The sequence below is a fragment of the Streptomyces longwoodensis genome, from assembly GCF_001514125.1.
GTDB lineage: Bacteria > Actinomycetota > Actinomycetes > Streptomycetales > Streptomycetaceae > Streptomyces > Streptomyces longwoodensis.
On the sequence record NZ_KQ948549.1, the window covers coordinates 808,599 to 822,584 of the forward strand.

The following is a 13,986-nucleotide window of genomic DNA, read 5'->3' on the forward strand; positions in this document are numbered from 1 at the left end:
AGCGCCGGGAGGTACCTCATGGGCAAGCTGGGAGACATGGCGAACAAGGCCAAGGAGATGGCGAAGGGCCATCCGGACCAGGCCGACAAGGGTGTCGACCGCGTCGAGCGGATGGTCGACGAGCGCACGGGGGACAAGTACGACGCGCAGACCGACAAGGCCGCCGACGCCGCGCGCCGTTCCTACGGCAGCGGCGACGCGACGGACCGCTGAACCCACGACACCCGGAACCGGGCCCCGGCGTCGATCGCCGGGGCCCGGTCGTGTTTCCGGCGCGGAGCGGCGGGTGCGCGGAACCCGGGCTTCAGAACAGGGGATCGGTGTCCTCGGTCGGAGCGGGGGCCGGTGTGCGGGTGCGGCGCGGGCGCGGCGGCTCCGGGGCCTTACCGAACAGCGCCTGGGTCCCGCACTCGTCGGGCACGGCGGGCACGGGCCGGCTCAGGGCCGCGTCCTCCGCGTCGACCAGGTCGAGCGGGGCGCAGTCGTCGAAGTCGGCGCGCTTCATCCGGGTCCAGTCGCGGCCCTCGGGAACGGCGGTCACTGACGGCCTCCTGTCTGTGCTCGGGGCGGGGGCGCGCCCTCGTGTGTCCTCGCCCAGGGGGCGTCTCGGAGCCGGCCTGGCTGTCCGGGCCGATGACACATGGTCCACTTCCCTGGATCGGCGCGTACAACTCGGGGTCACGCCGACGTCGTTGTCCAGGGGGACGTGGCACCGTGGCTGCGGGAGACGGCGGCCGACGCCCCGGCTACCGGCGGACCCGGCGAATGCGGATGGGTCCCCGTGCCCCGGTCTTCGCGACGGGCCGCCCGGCCTGGGTCACCTCGACCTCGCCGGCCTCCACCAGACGCCAGGCCGCCCGGCGCACCGGTTCCATGAGGTCGCGCCAGCCGTCGTCGTCACCCTCGTAGGCCGAGCGTGCGGCGTCGGACGGGCAGATGGAGGCCGTGTCGGCGCGGCGCTCCAGCAGGCTCATGATGACCTGCTCCAGTCGCTGGTCGAGGGACCGGTCCGACTCCGCCACCCCCCCAGTGTGACACGGCCCTCGGTTGCGACGTCCCTGGTCACGGCGTCTCCGGCCCCGAGGGCACTGGCCACGGCGTCCCTGATCACGAGGACGCCCCGCTCACGCCACCTTGATGACGACCTTGCCCGCGGCGTGACCGTTCTCGACGGTGGCGAGGGCGGCCGGGGCGTCGGAGAGCGGATGGACCGCGGTGATCACGGGGGCGAGGAGTCCGTCGAGGGCCAGCCGGGCCGCCCGCTCCAGGTTCTCGCGGTCGAGGCGGCGCTCGACGAAACGCCCGCCGAGTTCGGGCACGGACATGTCACCCACGGAGATGACGTCGCGGGGGTCCCGGGCCAGCGGAGCGACCGTCCGCAGCGAGCTGCCCCCCGCCAGGTCGACGATGCCGTCGAAGCCGTCCGGAACCAGCTCACGGGCCGCGGCGGCGACGTCCCCGGCGGTGTAGTCGATGAACCGCACCCCGATGGCCTCGGCGTGCTCGCGCTTGGCGGCACTGCCGGTGCCGGTCACGCGCAGCTCGCGCCCGACGGCCAGCCGGGCGACGGCCAGGCCGACCCCGCCCCCGACCCCGTTGACCAGGATCGTGGCACCGGCCGGGAGGCCGAGCTGGTCGAGCACGTCCACCGCGGTCGTTCCGGCCACCGGCAGCGTCGCCGCCACGGTCGCGGACAGGCCCTCCGGGATGCGCGCGGTGTTCGGCGCGGACAGCACCGTCGTCTCGGCGTAGGTGCCGCCACCGGTGAGGGCGAAGCCGAAGACCGCGTCACCCACCTCGAGCCCGTCGACGTCCTCGCCCCGGGCGAGAACGGTCCCGGCTGCCTCCATGCCCAGGACGCGGGGGAACGGACGCCCGCCGTCGAGCCCGTCGACCAGACCCGAGCGCAGGAGGTGGTCGAGGGGGTTCACCCCGGCCACGTCGACCCGGACCAGCACCTCGCCGCGACCGGGGACGGGATCGGGACGATCGAAGAACTCCTGGACCTCGGGCCCGCCATGCCTGCCGAAACCCCACGCCTGTCCCATCTTGCGCCGCCTCTCGTACGCTCGGCCCGGTGGTTCCGGGCGTTGTCGCCATCCTCACCTCTGACATTGACGTCAGGGGCAACCGGCTGAGACGCAGATCACAGCACCCGCGTCGCCGTGGCCGCGGCACCGCACCCGACGCCGGCCGGCGGCTCGTGTCAGGTGGTCGAGGCGAAGGCTCGGGTGACAGCCGTGATCGCCGGGGTGGGGCGGCCGGGGAGCCGCGCCACGAGGACCCGGCGGATCTCGGGGGGCGCGCCTTCGACTTGCGATCGCTCCTCGGGCCGTCCGCCCACCGACCCCGGGGCCGATTCACGTTCGAGTGCGCTCCAGCCGCCACACTGATCGCGAGATCGAGTGCACGGCACAGAACGGCGGCTGCGGATGACGACCACGAACCCGGCGGGGCACCCCCTGCCGTACGACACCTACCGTGAGGCGATCGGGCGGGAGACCCGCCGGTTCGCCGACGCGGTGCGGGACGCCGACCCGGCCGGCGCCGTGCCGTCCTGCCCGGGCTGGACCCTGGCCGACCTCACCCGGCACGTGGGAGCGCTGCAGCGCTGGTTCTGCGTCCTGCTGTCCCGGCGGGTGCAGGAGGTTCCCCGCGAGCGGGACGTCGAGCTGGGGCTTCCCGAGGACGTACGCGAGTACGCCGACTGGCTGGCGGCGGGCGTGCCCGCGGTGGCGGCCGTACTGCGGGACACCGATCCCGGCGCGGCGATGTGGACCTGGGGCGCCGACCCGCACGCGCGGTTCTGGGCCCGCAGGATGCTCTTCGAGACGCTGGTGCACCGGGTGGACGCGGAGCGTGCCGTCGGCCGCGACGCCGAGGTCGACCCGGAGCCGGCCGCGGACGGCGTCGACGAGTTCCTGGTGAACCTGCCGTACGCCGGGCTCTTCGCGCCGGGAGTCACCCGACTGCGCGGCGACGGCGAAGTCCTCGCGTTCGGGTGCACGGACATCGGCGGCGCGGCCGGCGAGGAGTGGCGGGTCCGGCTGGAGCCGGACGGCTTCCGGCTGGTGGCGGGCGACGGGAGCGGCCCCGGAGCGGCGGACTCCGCGGCCGTCCGGGCTCCCGCCGCGGACCTCCTGCTGCTGCTCTACGGCCGCCGGTCCTACCGGGAGCCGGTGTTCGAGGTGTCGGGGGACACCGGCCTCCTGGACCGCTGGTTCGCACACACGGCGTTCTGACCCCGGGCACCGTTCGGCGGCGGGCGTGTCCGAGGTGACACGGAATTCGAACACGCGATCTAATACGGGTATGGACGTGAACGACTTCCCCGACGACCTGGTGCAGACGCAAGCCGCCTGGAACGCCACCTACCAAGCACTCGCCGCACCCCGCCCCCGTGACACCACCGGCCTGCGCCGCCGTCTGCTGCTCCTGTCGGTACGGCTGTGGTGGCACCCCTACTGGGAGACGGTCCCCTCGGTGCCGGCGGCACGGGTCGAGCTGCGCCTGCTGGCCCGCGACCACGGCGCTGTCAGGGCGGCGTGACCGGTCGCCCCGGTCGACCGGGAGCAGGCACCCGGGAATCGGACCGACGATGGAAAGGTTTCCTCCCCTATGACCGATCCATCCAGCAACGCCGCCCTTCCCGTGCCTCCGGCCGAGGCGATACGTGCGGCGCTGGCGGCCGACCGTGTCGGCACACTGCAGCAGATATCCGCCCTGAGCCGTGAGTACGAAGGGATCGTCGAGGCGAACGCGCTGGTGGCCGTCGACGACGAGCACGACCCGGAGGGGTCGAGCACGGCCTTCGAGCGGGCGCACGTCGCTTCCCTGCTGTCCCAGACGCGCGAGCACCTGCACGATCTCGACAGCGCCCTGGAGCGACTGGAGTCGGGCGACTACGGACGCTGCGAGCAGTGTGGTGAGCCGATCCCGACGGAGCGCCTAGAAGTCCGCCCGGCGGCGAAGACCTGCGTGCGCTGCGCGTCCACGACTCGTTGAAGCGTGCTGCGGCCAGTGACCAGCCGTCCGGCGATCAGCCGCCAGCCGAGCGGCGACCTCCGACGGAGGCGACCAGTGCGTCCGCCACGATCGCCGCATCCGCCTCCGCGACATCCGCTGGGTACTCCGGCAGCAGGTCGTCCCAGACCGGCATCCCTGAACTACTGATTCAGTTGCCCATCAAGTGTCAGACCGTCAATCTCATCGCAAGCATCGCCTTCAAAGCGCGCATTCGGTAGTTTCCGGGTATGACGCCACAGCCGCTTCCCTCCGCCCTCCCGCTGACCGACCGCACCCGGCACCGCCGCCTTCGGGAGCAGGGCAGCCTGGCCCGGGCGGATCTCGACGCGATCCTGGACGCCGGGTTCCTCTGCCACCTGGGCGTAGTGATCGACGGACGGCCCTTCGTCGTACCGACCGTCTACGGCCGCGACGAGCGGTGGCTGTACGTCCACGGCTCCGTCGCCAGCCGCAGTCTCGCCGGGTCCACTCCGGTGTGTGTCACCGCCACCCACGTGGACGGCCTCGTCCTCGCCCGGTCCGTCTTCGAGCACGGTGTCAACTACCGCAGCGCCGTGATCCACGGCGAGGCCCGCACCGTCACCGACCCCGACGAGAAGCTGGAGGGACTGCGCCGGCTCACCGAGCACGCGACGCCGGGCCAGTGGACGTACGCGCGCCACCCCAGCCGCAAGGAGCTGGCCGCCACCACCCTGCTCGCCGTCTCCCTGGAGGAGGCCTCCGTCAAGATCCGCACCGGCGGCCCCGACGACGGTGACGGCCCCGACGCCGAGCTGGGCCTGTGGGCCGGAACCCTCCCCCTCACCCAGGTCTGGGGCGCCCCCGTCCCCGACCCGCTGCTGCCCCCGGACATCCCGGTGCCGGCGCATGTCGCCCGGCGTGAGGGGACCGGGCAGGGCTGATCCAGCACTTACCCGCGCCGGGGTGTCGATGAGTCAGGGCACGGCTCCGCCCCGGCTCACACTGCCCCCACCCTCACGTGCGCAATGCCTCGAACGCCTGGCGCGCCGCGATTCCGATCGCCAGGTCGATGTCCGGTGCCTGTGCCGCACGGCGGTCCGCTCGGGTCAGTGCGGCCATGGCGATCCGGGTTCCGGAGTCCGCCTCGATCACGCCGATCTCGTGCCGCAGGTGCAAGAACGTGCCCGTCTTCCCGCTCACCCGCAGGCTGTCGGTGCGCAGCTCGGCGGCCAGGCGCTGGCTGAAAACCTGATGGCCCATCAGCCGTCGCAGCTCGGCCGTGGCCCGGGGCTGTGCCACCTCGTCGCGCCACACCCGTTGCAGCAGGGCGACCAGCCCCGCCGCGGTGCCGGTGTTGGCGTGTGCGGGATCCAGCGTCCTGATGGTGTGGCGCTGCGCGCGCTCGTCGCGGACTGCCAGTTCCAGGGCGAGGGAGAAGTCGTTGCCCGCGGCGCCGGCGGCGCACTCGTACATGTGGTTGACCCGGTGCCGTACGTGGAGGCCGGCGCAGCCCCAGGCGCGCAACCGGGCGTCGACGTCGGCCACCGGCACCAGGTCGAACAGCGCGTCGGCCGCGGCGTTGTCGCTCACGGAGAGCATGAGCAGGAGCAGGTCCCCCACGGCGACCGTGGCCGGGTGCCGGAACGCCGCCATGCCGGTGGGGCCGACGCTGCTGGTGGCCGGGTCGACCGTCACCGGCTGGGCCGCGTCCAGGCCGCCGTTCGCGATCAGGTCCAGTACGACGAGGGCGAGCGGCACCTTCACCACGGACGCGAGGGGAACCGGATCGCCGGTGTCGAAGCCGAGTTCCTCGCCCGTGTCGATGTCGCGGGCGAGGAACGAACCGCGGACGCCGAGCGCCGTCCAGTCCCTGGCGATCACCTCGGCGACGTCCCGCAGCCGGCCGTCGCCGCAGATCTGTTCCGGACGAGGGGGCGTGCCCCCGGTCATCCCTGCGCCGCCAGTCGGGTCGCGGTGTGCGCCGGCTCGGGACGCCTGTCGACGGTTCTGGTGGCACCGGCCGCCGCCGCCAGGACCGCCGACAGCCACCGCGGTACGTCGCCGCTCCGCTCGCGCGCGCTCGCGCGCACGTCGTACCCGCGGTGCAGCGAGGCGTCGGCCAGCGGCGCCCAGTCGGCCCCGTGCCGCCGCGCGAACGACTCCCCGCACAGCAACACCGCGCGGCCGGCCAGTGTCTCGGCGAGCGCGGTGGCCGCTGGTTCGGCCGGCCGTACCCATCGCTCGGGCAGCCCGCAGCGGGCCGCCGCACGTGCCAGCCTGTCGCGCGCGTACGGCACGTCGTCCTCCGCCAGGGTCAGGACCGGCAGGGGAGCGGTCCGGGCGCCGGTGGTGGCCACGCGGCGCGGCCGCAGGTCCTCGAGGTGGACCGGGCGCCCCTGCCGGGCGTCCGCCGGCCGGCGTGCGTCACGGGGCGGCGCGGTGGCCACACCGAGCGGCACCCGGTGCGCCGCGCCCTCCGGCGGAACGCGCAGCACGGCGTAGGCGAGCGTGCCGTCCGCCAGCCGGGCCTCCCGCTCCGCGGGCGGCAGTTCACGCACACCGAGGGTGGCGCCGTGGTCCGTCCCGGCGCGGATGACCCGGGCCAGCTGGGCCGGCGCGCAGTCGACGGGCACTCCCACGGCCCGGACCCGGGACCGCTGGGCCGAGCGGGCGGCCTCGTCGAGGCGCTGGGCCCGGTCCAGGACGTCCTGCGCGTAGGGGAGCAGCAGCAGGCCCAGTTCCGTCGTCGCGACCTGGCGACGGGAGCGGTCGAACAGCGGTCCGCCGAAGTGCGTCTCCAGCGTCTTGATGCGGCGGCTCAGGAGCGGCTGGGCGATGCCGAGCCGGTCGGCCGCCCGCGAGAAGCTCGCTTCGTCGACCGTGGCGACGTACGCCTCCAGGTGTGCCAGCAGGTCCATCCAGCAGTCATACCACTTCGGTATGGGCCCTTCACTTTTCACTCTTGGACATGAGTGGGGTCCCGTTGTTTCGCTGGTTGCGTCGGTGATCCACCGAGCCGACGTCCGATTCTCGATGCCCCGATGTCCTTCCACCGACGACCTGGGAGAACCACCCACATGACCAGCGCCGACCCGATGCCGCGCCGCCGCCTGTTCAGGAACGGTCTTGCTCTCAGCGCCGCGGCAGTGGCCCCTACTGCGGCCGCCCCCACCGCAGCCGCCGCCCCCGCCGAGGCCGACGAACTCGTCGGTCTCGGCGAGGAGTTCCGCACCCTCGAACAGCGGTACGGCGCGCGGCTCGGTGTCTACGCCCGCAATGTGCGCACCGGCCGGACCGTGGCCCACCGGGCCGGGGAACGGTTCGCCATGTGCTCGACGTTCAAGGCGTTCGCCGCGGCGGCCGTGCTGCGCGACCACGCCGACTGCGCCCCCTTGGACCGGGTGATCCATTACCCGCCCAGGGACATCCTCGACAACTCGCAGCACTCCGAGGACCACCTGGCCACGGGAATGACGGTGGGCCAGGCGTGCGCCGCCGCCATCCAGTACAGCGACAACACCGCGGGCAACCTGCTGCTGCGCCAGATCGGCGGACCCCAGGGACTCACCCGGTTCTTCCGCTCACTCGGGGACCGGGTGAGCCGGCTAGACCGCTGGGAGACCGACCTGAACACCGCCGTCCCCGGCGACCAGCGGGACACCAGCACGCCCCACGCACTCGGCACGAGCTTCGAACGGCTGACCCTCGGTCGCGGCCTGGGCCGGACCGACCGCGAGCACCTCGTCACCTGGCTGAAGGGCAACACCACCAGCGCCCAGCGGTTCGGCGCCGGGCTCCCGCGGGACTGGACCCTCGCGGACAAGACCGGCACCGGCAGCTACGCCACCGCCCACGACATCGGCATCGCCTGGACGACACGGCACACGCCCCTGCTGCTGACCGTGCTGTCCACGAAGGACGCCACGGACGCGCCCGTCGACAACGACCTGATCCGCGACACGGCCGCCCTCCTGGCCGCCACCCTCGCCCCCGGCGAGTAGGCGCGGAGCGAGCCGGGCGCCTCCGATGGCCCTCCCGGTGCTGTCGTGAGGCTTCGGGTGCGCGATCCGCGCGCAGCGGGGTACCCGCCGCCCCGGACCGGTGTCGGCCGAGCGAAGGGCGAGGGATGCGGCGGCAGTTGATGTGGACCCTGGTGGTGCGGAGCTTCGCGGCTCTGATGTTCGGGGCGCTGGCCCTGGTGTGGCCGGAGGTGACCGTGGAGGCGCTGGCGCTGCTGTTCGGCGCGTACGTCCTCGCCGACGGTCTGTCCCTCCTGACGAGCGCCCTGCGGCGCAGGGGAGGGGACATGGGGCACCGCACGGCCCACGCGGCCGGGGGAATGCTGGGCATCGCGGTCGGCGCGGTCACCATCGCCTGGCCGGGGGTCACCGCGCTCGCGCTGGTCAGCCTGATCGGCGCGTGGGCCGTCGGCGCCGGCGCCGCGGAGCTCTGGGCCGCCACGCGCTTCCGGCGCGAGCTGCACCACGAGTGGATGCTCTTCGCGGCCGGCGGCGCCTCGGTCGTGGCCGGCGTGCTCGTGGGGGCCCGCCCCGACGCCGGAGCGCTCGTCGTCGCCCAGGTCGTCGGCGTGTACGCCATGATCTCCGGCCTGCTGACCCTGGCGGCGGCCTGGCGCCTGCACGGCACCACCGCGGCGGCCCACCGGCCGCGCCGGACCCGGCACGCCTGGCACACTTGAGGCCTGGGCGGGCGGTGCGGAGAGCCGTGAGAAGAGCCCATGAAAAAAGTGAAAAGAAATCGCTCGGATGGCACGCATGGACCCTGGATGAGAGGGTAGGCGGTGTGTCGCCCACCCGTGCGGTGGGCTCAAGATCTGGATATGGCTCTAGGGAGGGGACACCCCATGACGCTCATGGGTATGACGACGACGGGCACACGGACGGCGGACCTGCCTGAGATCGCCGATCCGTCCAAGCTCGCGCCGAAGGACGCCCGTGAGCTGTCGAAGGTGTTCTTCGACCGGCTGTCGATGCTGGAAGAGGGCACGCCCGAGTACAGCTACGCCCGCAACACGCTGATCGAGATGAACATGTCCCTCGTCCGCTTCGCGGCCGGCCGCTTCCGCAGCCGTGGCCCGGAGGAGATGGAGGACATCGTCCAGGTCGGCATGATCGGCCTGATCAAGGCGATCGACCGGTTCGAGCTGTCCCGGGAGGCGGAGTTCACCTCCTTCGCCATCCCCTACATCGTCGGTGAGATCAAGCGGTTCTTCCGCGACACCACCTGGGCCGTGCACGTGCCCCGGCGCCTGCAGGAGGCCCGCGTCCAGCTGGCCCGCGCCACGGAGGAGCTGAGCAGCCGCCTGGGCCGCACCCCGACGGTCAAGGAACTGTCGGAGCTGATGAGCCTGCCCGAGGACGAGGTGCGCGAGGCGCGCCTGGCCGCCAACGGCTACAACTCCTCCTCGCTCGACGCCACGATCAACGGCAGCGAGGACGGCGAGGCCGCCCTGCAGGACTTCATCGGCAGCGAGGACCGCGCGCTGGACCTGGTGGAGGACTTCCACACCCTGGCCCCGCTGATCGCCGACCTGGACGAGCGCGACCGCCAGATCATCCACATGCGGTTCGTGGAGGAGCTGACCCAGGCCCAGATCGGCGAGCGCCTCGGCGTCTCGCAGATGCACGTCTCCCGCCTGCTGTCCCGCACCCTGGCCCGTCTGCGCGCGGGCATGTTCCCCAAGGACTGACCCTCCGCTGCGGCGTACGGTCACCCCCTGAGTCGACCTCCATCGGCCGGCCCCCACGTTCCCCGTGGTGGCCGGCCGATGGACGTTGTGCGCGGGGGAGGGGCGGACCGGGCCCCTGGCCCGAGGAGTCCCCCGCCCCCGCCTCCGATCAGCTCGTCAGGTACCGCTGCAGCCAGTCCGCCGCCGCCCGCCGGAACAGCCGCCGGTTGGGGGCGCGCTGGAAGTCGTGCCCCTCGTCGAGCAGCGTGAGCAGCTCGGCGGTGCGGCCCCGTGCGCGGGCCGCTCGGACGAACTGCTCCGACTCCTGCGGCGGGACGTTGGTGTCGTGCTCGCCGTGCACCGCCAGCACCGGGGCGCGCAGCGCGTCGATGCGGCTCATCGGCGACAGCGCGCGCAGCAGGTCGCGGTCCCGCTCCGGGTGGCCGTACTTGTGGGCCGCCGACTGCGCGATCCACGGTTCGGTGCCCTCGAAGAACGTCAGCAGGTCGGACATGCCGCACACCGCCACCCCCGTCCGGAACAGGTCCGGGTGCCACACCAGCGAGGCGAAGGTGAGGTAGCCGCCGTAGGAGCGGCCCATGACGGCGAGCCGTGCGGGGTCGGCAGGTCCCGCCAGCACGGCGTGGGCGGCGCAGTCCGCCACGTCGTCCAGCGCGGCGAAGCGGCCCTCGCCCAGGTCGGCGTCCACGAAGGAGCGGCCGTGTCCCGAGGACCCGCGGACGTCGGGGGCGAACACGTCGAGACCCCGGCCGAGGATCTCGTGGTACAGCGGGTTGAAGACGGGACGCTCCTGCTCCTCCGGGCCGCCGTGCAGGTGGATCACGCAGGGCGCCGGTTCGCCGGGGTCCCGTCCGGGCGCGCGGTAGTACCAGCCGTGCAGTGGCAGTCCGTCCCGCGCGGTGGGGCGCAGCGGCACCGGCCGCGTGGGCCGGCGGCCCGGCGGTACGGCGTCCTCGTCCCGGGACGACCAGGGGGTGCGCAGCAGGGAGGTGCCGCCGGACAGCCACCACACGCCGGGGCGGCGCTGGGAGCCGGACAGGGCCAGCACCAGGCCCGCGCCGCCCGCGGGGACGATCCGGGTGACGACCTCGTGCGGCAGGGGCACCGGCCGGGGCGCTCCGGCGGGGGAGCCGGCCGACCCGGCGGGGGCGTCGACGACCTCCAGCTCGGTGGCGCCGCCGACGTTCCACGCCAGGACCGCGGTCCGGCCGTCCCGGCCGAACCCCAGCAGCTCCAGGTCGCTGCCGTCGCGCTCGGCGGCGACGGACCAGCCGTGCACGTGGCCCTTCGCGTCCAGGGTCGCGGCGATCAGGGCGGCGAACTCCCGGTGGGCGTTGCTGCGCAGCCACAGCGTGTCCGCCCGCGGCGAGAACCGGCCGATCCACGGGTCGCCGTCGGCCACCGGGACGACGTAGGTCGGGGTGGCGTCGGCGGTGCGCACCACGACGGCCTCCCGCCGCCCGCGCGGCCCCCGGCGCAGCAGGGCGAACGAGCCGTCCCGGCTGAGGTCGCACACGCGCAGGGTCGCCGCGTCGGCCTCGGTGGCGAGGAGCACGGGGGCGGCGATCCCGTCCGGGTCGAGCAGGTAGGCGGACAGACCGTCCGCGAAGCCGGGCGAGGTGCCCGCGCCGCGCGGGTCCTCGCCGTGACCCGCGAGGGCCGCGAAGGGGGAGGCCGGTGCCGGCGCCGTGGTGCCCGTGTCGTACCGGGCCCCGGCGCCCAGGAGGACGGCGGTCCCGTCCCGGCTCGACCAGCCGGCCGGCAGGCCCTCGGGGTCCCCGTCCGCCGCGGTGACGGGCCCGGGCGCCGCGTACGGGGCCGTCGGGACGGCGACGGTCACGGCGAGGGCCGAGCCGTCGTGCGCCCAGCAGCCCAGGTAGGCGGAGGTGCCCGGCTCGGCCCCGGCCAGGATGTGCCGGTCGGTGCCGTCGGGCCGTACGCACAGGACGCGGGTGTGCTCGCCGCCGCCGGGGGCCGTGGTGTAGGCGATCCAGCGGCCGTCGGGGGACCAGGACACCTCGCGGACGGGGTCGGGTCCCGCGTCGAGCAGCCGTACGTCGTCGCCCGCGACGGGTCCCGCCCACAGCTGGGGCACGCCGCCGCGGTCGCAGATGAACGCCACCTGGTCCCCGCCGGGGTCCGCGGACGGGTACCAGCAGCCGTGGGAGGTGAGCCGGGTGGTGGGCTCGCGCGGGCCGCGGGCGTCGGCCAGCGGGGCCCGCGCCGGAGCGGCGTACGCCTGGCCGCGCCCGTCCGCGCCGTCGGGACCCGCCGCCTGGTCCGGCTGCGGGGGCAGGGGGTACGGCCCGGACGGCGGGTGCGTGGACGGGCGGTCGGGCCGCCGGCCGGGCGCCGCGGGTCCGGCGCCGTGGGTGGTGGGGCGTGCTTCGGTCATATCCCGTGCGTCTGAAGCCATATCTCCAGCAGAGCAGCCTGCCACAGGGCGTTCGCCCCGCGCCGGGTGCGGTGGTCGTCGGGCGCCGACAGGAGTTCGTCGACGTAGCCGTCCCGGTAGAGGCCGCGCCGCCGCGCCTCGGGGGCGTGCAGGGCCTCCTGTACGCGCTTGAGGACGGGGCCGGCCATGTGGGTGATCGCCGGGACCGGGAAGTACCCCTTGGGCCGGTCGACCACCTCGCGGGGCAGCATCTTGCGTCCCGCCTCCTTCAGCACGCCCTTGCCGCCGTCGGCCAGCTTCAGCTCCGGCGGGCACGCGGCGGCCAGCTCCACCAGCTCGTGGTCGAGGAACGGCACGCGGGCCTCCAGGCCCCAGTCCATGGTCATGTTGTCCACGCGCTTGACCGGGTCGTCCACGAGCATCACGTGGGTGTCCAGGCGCAGCGCTGCGTCGAGCGTCGTCTCGGCGCCCGGCGCGGCCATGTGCTCCTGGACGAAGCGCGCGGAGACGTCGTCCGGGGCCAGCATCGCGGGCTGCAGGATCTTCGCCAGGTCGGCGTGCGAGCGGTCGAAGTACGTCTCGGCGTACTGGTCCGCCGCCCGGTGGCGGGCAGCGGCGGCGATGTCCGGGTACCAGTGGTAGCCGGCGAACACCTCGTCGGCGCCCTGGCCGCTCTGGACGACCTTGACCTCCTTGGACACCTGCTCGGACAGCAGGTGGAAGGCCACCACGTCGTGGCTGATCATCGGCTCGCTCATGGCCGCCACCGCGGAGTCCAGCGCCGCGGACACCCGCTCGGACGGCACCGTCAGCTGGTGGTGGTCGGTGGCGAACTCCTTCGCCACGAGGTCCGAGTAGTGGAACTCGTCCCCCGCGGCGCCGCCCTCGGACTCGAACCCGACGCTGAAGGTGGCCAGGTCCCGCTGCCCCTCGTCGGCGAGCAGCGCCACGATCAGGCTGGAGTCGAGGCCGCCGGAGAGCAGCACGCCCACCGGCACGTCGGCGACCATCCGGCGCCGTACGGCGGTGCGCAGCGCCTCCAGCACCGCGTCGCGCCATTCGTCGGGGCCCATGCCCTCGTGCTCGGGGCGGCGGGTGTAGGACGGCTGCCAGTAGCGGTGGTCGCGGTGGCTGCCGTCGGGCTCGACGACGCGGACCGTCGCCGGGGGCAGCTTGCGCACGCCCCGCAGCACGGTCCGGGGCGCGGTGACCGTCGCGTGCCAGCTGAAGTACTGGTGGAGGGCGACCGGGTCCAGGCCGGTGTCGACGTCGCCGGCCGCCAGCAGGGCGGGCAGCGACGAGGCGAACCGCAGCCGGCCCGGGGTCTCGGCCAGGTACATCGGTTTGATGCCGAGCCGGTCGCGGGCCAGTACCAGGCGTCCGGTCCGGTGCTCGAAGACGGCGAAGGCGAACATGCCGTGGAAGTGCTGCACGCAGTCGGTGCCCCACTGCTGGTACGCCTTGAGCACGACCTCCGTGTCGGAGGTGGACGCGAAGCGGTGGCCGAGGCCGGTCAGCTCCTCGCGCAGCTGCCGGTAGTTGTAGACGCAGCCGTTGAAGACGCCGGTGACGCCCTGCTCGGCGTCGGTCATCGGCTGGGCGCCGCGCTCGGACAGGTCGATGATCTTCAGGCGCCGGTGGCCCAGCGCCACGGGACCGTGCGACCAGGTTCCCTCGTCGTCGGGTCCGCGGGCGGCCATCCGGTCCGTCATCCGCTCCACGGCCGGGAGGTCGGGCTTGCGGCCGTCGAAGCGCATCTCACCGCACAGTCCGCACATCACGCATCACCCCGTCGCTGGGCGTACGCGGTCCGCGCCGGAGGCGTGGGGGCGGACCTGCTGGTCGGGATCTGGGCCGGACTGGTCGGCATGGCGGGTACATCTCCTTTGTTCGG

The 13,986-nt window shown here is 73.9% G+C and carries 15 protein-coding genes and 1 pseudogene; 8 read left to right on the forward strand and 8 right to left on the reverse strand.

Annotated features, from left to right (window positions below):
- Positions 1-18 precede the first annotated feature (18 nt).
- Positions 19-213, forward strand: coding sequence for an antitoxin (locus AQJ30_RS03660; RefSeq protein ID WP_067228419.1), 195 nt, complete (start codon positions 19-21; stop codon positions 211-213).
- Positions 214-304: 91 nt separating this feature from the next.
- On the opposite strand, the gene AQJ30_RS03665 is transcribed toward AQJ30_RS03660, so the two are convergent.
- The 4 genes and pseudogenes from AQJ30_RS03665 to AQJ30_RS40020 form a co-directional block, all read right to left on the reverse strand.
- Positions 305-541 carry a hypothetical protein gene (locus tag AQJ30_RS03665; RefSeq protein ID WP_067228421.1) on the reverse strand — a complete coding sequence of 79 codons (237 nt, stop codon included), beginning with the start codon at positions 539-541 and terminating at the stop codon, positions 305-307.
- A gap of 205 nt (positions 542-746) precedes the next feature.
- On the reverse strand, positions 747-1,022 hold the full coding sequence (locus AQJ30_RS03670; protein ID WP_079083774.1) for a DUF3253 domain-containing protein: 276 nt from the start codon (positions 1,020-1,022) through the stop codon (positions 747-749).
- A gap of 102 nt (positions 1,023-1,124) precedes the next feature.
- Positions 1,125-2,048 (reverse strand): NADP-dependent oxidoreductase, encoded by a 924-nt coding sequence (locus AQJ30_RS03675; protein ID WP_067228423.1) that lies wholly within the window; start codon positions 2,046-2,048, stop codon positions 1,125-1,127.
- A 158-nt stretch (positions 2,049-2,206) separates the two neighbouring features.
- Positions 2,207-2,314, reverse strand: a pseudogene (locus AQJ30_RS40020) (LysR family transcriptional regulator); the annotation flags it as partial.
- Between the two features lie 118 nt (positions 2,315-2,432).
- Between AQJ30_RS40020 and AQJ30_RS03680 the strand changes: the two are divergent.
- The 4 genes from AQJ30_RS03680 (at position 2,433) to AQJ30_RS03695 (ending at position 4,928) form a co-directional block, all read left to right on the forward strand.
- On the forward strand, positions 2,433-3,242 hold the full coding sequence (locus tag AQJ30_RS03680) for a maleylpyruvate isomerase family mycothiol-dependent enzyme (protein ID WP_067228424.1): 810 nt from the start codon (positions 2,433-2,435) through the stop codon (positions 3,240-3,242).
- 70 nt (positions 3,243-3,312) lie between these two features.
- On the forward strand, positions 3,313-3,549 hold the full coding sequence (locus tag AQJ30_RS03685) for a hypothetical protein (RefSeq protein ID WP_067228425.1): 237 nt from the start codon (positions 3,313-3,315) through the stop codon (positions 3,547-3,549).
- Positions 3,550-3,618: 69 nt separating this feature from the next.
- On the forward strand, positions 3,619-4,005 hold the full coding sequence (locus AQJ30_RS03690) for a TraR/DksA family transcriptional regulator (RefSeq protein ID WP_067228427.1): 387 nt from the start codon (positions 3,619-3,621) through the stop codon (positions 4,003-4,005).
- 248 nt (positions 4,006-4,253) lie between these two features.
- Positions 4,254-4,928, forward strand: a complete 675-nt coding sequence (locus tag AQJ30_RS03695; RefSeq protein ID WP_067228428.1) for a pyridoxamine 5'-phosphate oxidase family protein — start codon at positions 4,254-4,256, stop codon at positions 4,926-4,928.
- Between the two features lie 73 nt (positions 4,929-5,001).
- On the opposite strand, the gene AQJ30_RS03700 is transcribed toward AQJ30_RS03695, so the two are convergent.
- The gene (locus AQJ30_RS03700) at positions 5,002-5,937 is read right to left on the reverse strand and encodes a serine hydrolase (protein WP_067228430.1); all 936 of its coding nucleotides are present in this window, start codon (positions 5,935-5,937) and stop codon (positions 5,002-5,004) included.
- Positions 5,934-6,905: a LysR family transcriptional regulator gene (locus AQJ30_RS03705; protein WP_067228432.1), complete on the reverse strand. Its 972-nt coding sequence runs from the start codon at positions 6,903-6,905 to the stop codon at positions 5,934-5,936. Before AQJ30_RS03705 ends, AQJ30_RS03700 begins: the two co-directional genes overlap by 4 nt.
- A gap of 159 nt (positions 6,906-7,064) precedes the next feature.
- Between AQJ30_RS03705 and bla the strand changes: the two genes are divergently transcribed.
- The 3 genes from bla to AQJ30_RS03720 all read left to right on the forward strand — a co-directional run bounded on the left by bla (position 7,065) and on the right by AQJ30_RS03720 (position 9,697).
- The gene (bla, locus tag AQJ30_RS03710; protein ID WP_067228434.1) at positions 7,065-7,988 is read left to right on the forward strand and encodes a class A beta-lactamase; all 924 of its coding nucleotides are present in this window, start codon (positions 7,065-7,067) and stop codon (positions 7,986-7,988) included.
- A gap of 125 nt (positions 7,989-8,113) precedes the next feature.
- On the forward strand, positions 8,114-8,686 hold the full coding sequence (locus AQJ30_RS03715; protein ID WP_067228435.1) for an HdeD family acid-resistance protein: 573 nt from the start codon (positions 8,114-8,116) through the stop codon (positions 8,684-8,686).
- Positions 8,687-8,860: 174 nt separating this feature from the next.
- The gene (locus tag AQJ30_RS03720; protein WP_391881487.1) at positions 8,861-9,697 is read left to right on the forward strand and encodes an RNA polymerase sigma factor SigF; all 837 of its coding nucleotides are present in this window, start codon (positions 8,861-8,863) and stop codon (positions 9,695-9,697) included.
- A 148-nt stretch (positions 9,698-9,845) separates the two neighbouring features.
- Here AQJ30_RS03720 and AQJ30_RS03725 read toward each other — a convergent pair whose 3' ends face one another.
- Together AQJ30_RS03725 and AQJ30_RS03730 are read right to left on the reverse strand one after the other, a co-directional pair.
- Positions 9,846-12,092, reverse strand: coding sequence for a S9 family peptidase (locus AQJ30_RS03725; RefSeq protein ID WP_067228438.1), 2,247 nt, complete (start codon positions 12,090-12,092; stop codon positions 9,846-9,848).
- Complete coding sequence (locus AQJ30_RS03730) at positions 12,089-13,870, reverse strand: N-acetylglutaminylglutamine amidotransferase (RefSeq protein ID WP_067228440.1); 1,782 nt, start codon at positions 13,868-13,870, stop codon at positions 12,089-12,091. The genes AQJ30_RS03725 and AQJ30_RS03730 overlap by 4 nt, the downstream gene beginning before the upstream one ends.
- Positions 13,871-13,986: the final 116 nt, after the last annotated feature.